At 30.3% G+C, this 2,643-nt stretch carries 3 protein-coding genes; all 3 read left to right on the forward strand.

Annotated features, from left to right (window positions below; genetic code table 11):
- Positions 1 to 482, forward strand: a 482-nt coding sequence (locus tag ACYVRH_RS11615; protein WP_461257077.1) for a hypothetical protein, incomplete at its 5' end; no start/stop codon positions are given.
- 1 nt (position 483) lies between these two features.
- Positions 484 to 1,863, forward strand: coding sequence for a reverse transcriptase domain-containing protein (locus tag ACYVRH_RS11620; protein WP_461257078.1), 1,380 nt, complete (start codon positions 484 to 486; stop codon positions 1,861 to 1,863).
- Between the two features lie 173 nt (positions 1,864 to 2,036).
- Positions 2,037 to 2,643: hypothetical protein (locus tag ACYVRH_RS11625; protein WP_461257079.1), on the forward strand; the 607-nt coding region annotated here is incomplete at its 3' end.

Genomic DNA, 2,643 nt, shown 5'->3' on the forward strand with positions numbered 1-2,643 from the left:
AATTAGGAATGAAAAGCATATTAATAAATGAGGATAATGTTTTCACAATCCATGATCTAAAAGAATTATATTATAAAATGCCAGAAGCCTTTCGTAAAAAATTTGAAAGTACTACATACCCAAAAAAGACTATTGAAAAATCATTAGAAGAAATTAAGAACATATTTATTGATTTTAGATATATGAATACAGATCATTTGGGTTTCTTTGTTGATAAAATAATCTTTACAACAGATTATAAAATTGATTTTTCTCAAGTTAAAAGACTTCAAAATTTCCAATTTATTACTATATTATTATATGAAATACAAGTGTTTTATAATTATATAGTTAAAAAAGTTGATAAAGCATTTTTAGATAATTTTGGTAAAAAACAATTCACTCTTAAACCAGATAATACTGAATTATGTGAATCTATAAAAAAATATAATGAAGAATTGAAAAAAGTCCAAATTTCTACTCATGTAACTAGGAGGATATAATATGCGGTTCGATGATGATATTGCACGAGCGGTAAAACATCAAGCCGCTATCGACAAAGAAACTAAAAAAACAGATGAAGAAATTGACGAAATTGTTATAGCTGTAAAGGAAGCAGTAATGAATGCACAATACGATTTTACTAATTCTGAGTCTATAGTGCTAAATCAAAATGGGAAAAAAAGATTTGTAAAACAATTCAAAGACTTGTATTCTGTCGAGAATGTTTTATGCCAATGCATTAAACAAATGATTGACAGGGCATTCAGTATCAAGTATCCCAACCGTAACAAATCTGTAAGAATGTTGTTTGGTGCATTAACTGCTATCAAACAAATGTCAGATTTCACAATCGTAAAATTCGATTTTAAGGATTATTTCAATTCTGTGTCAGCAGTTTATGTGTTTGAAAAAATCTTGAAAATGAAGCTATCTGATCGATTTGAAATAGAACTTATTAAAGAATTTGTGGTAAGAACAAAATTCGCATACGCTGGATTTTGTACATCAAACGTGATTGCTGAAATTATCGCCAAGCACTTTGATGAATATATAAGACGAGCGTTTATTAATAAAGGTATTATTTTTTTTGAACGATATATTGACGATGCGGTAGTTATATTCAATGGACATATTGAGTTATCTGAATGCCACGGCATTTTGCTGAAAGCCATTGATAGTGTATTTAAGGACAAACTAATAGATGTTAAGCCAAAATGTAAAACGAGACTTAACAATAGTAAGTTTGTTTACATTTCAAAACGTAACATGGGTAATGGTACATTTTCGTTCGATTATCTTGGTTATGAATATTGGCTGAATGTTCAAGATAAAAAAGTAAAAATTAAATATGGGATTACGCAAAACAAACGTAACAAGTATGATAAGCGTCTTGACGAATTGATATTGTGTTATACAGATTCCAACCATAAGGATTATAACAATTTGGAACTATTACGTCATAGAATTTCTACGTTTTCATCACGTTCAGTTTATCTAAGCAAAAGGTTTAAATCTGATGTTTGGAAAGTAAGGGGATTTATTACAAATTACGGCGAACTACGCTATTTGCTTGATACAGGGCTTTTAGAAAGTGATACAGAGAATTTTTTAAAAAATATGATTGAGGAGGCATTTAATCGTGCTTCTATTACTGTACCGTATTTTATTAAAGGTTCCAAAGGTAAATCAGGCTATAATTTACTCGAAAACATGAGAATAAATAAAACGCTGTTACTTGTTGAGCATATTGGTTACGACTACCATTCGCTTATTAAGTTGTGTGCAAAAATTGGAATTAGTAATACAGATAGGAATGGAAAAAAACAAAGTTATGGTAATTTAGCAAGAAGATATCTTATAGAAACGAAGGTAGGCTGTTAAATGACGAAGCGGCTAGGTTTCCCTTGCCGCTCCGGAACATTTGCCGTAGCTATGTTCTAAACACTGTGTCGGTCAAGCCGTGCCCAGTGCCGATGATGTGTGTGCTAGGAAACCCCAACACTGCAAGTCTGACTTGCTTGAGTAGAGTATATAGAAAATAGAGGAGAATGTCAATGGGTTGGAAAGGACTCGAACGAAACAAACTTGATTACATTTTAACTGATTTACTTCCTGTTGAACTATCAGAATTATTTTCATTTCGCTCATTTTATGATTTTCTTCTTCAAAAAGAACAGCATAAAGTCCTTTTATACTTAACTGAAAAATATAGAAAAATAGCTGCTCAGGGAGAAAAAATATTATTTAAAAAAGGCTGGGCTACAATGCCACTAAAATATAATATACTTAAAGGAACGACTTCTACTCGTGAAATGAGCGTTGTCCAACCATTATCAGCATTAAATATATTCCTATTTATGGAGTGTTATCAAAAAGATATTCTCAATTTTTTCGAAGTTAAGCATTGTTTTTCAATACGCTATCATAAAAAAAACACAGCATTGTATTACAAATCAAAACTAAACAAAGCTACCCAATACTTTCAATTACAATCTAAACGAACAGGAAGGAATACAGTACAGCAAACTGGAAATTATTTTAGAATATCTCCATTTGAGTCAATCAATTCATTTGCAGATTCTCGAATCTGGAGAATATGTAATTTTAAATTTAGATATTATGCTACAATGGATTATAAATCTTGCTTTGATAGTATATATA

Source organism: Treponema sp. R80B11-R83G3 (assembly GCF_054786115.1).

Excerpts from the sequence above, each read along its gene's own strand:
- ACYVRH_RS11620 (WP_461257078.1), top strand. The coding sequence starts at position 484 with ATGCGGTTCGATGATGATATTGCACGAGCGGTAAAACATCAAGCCGCT.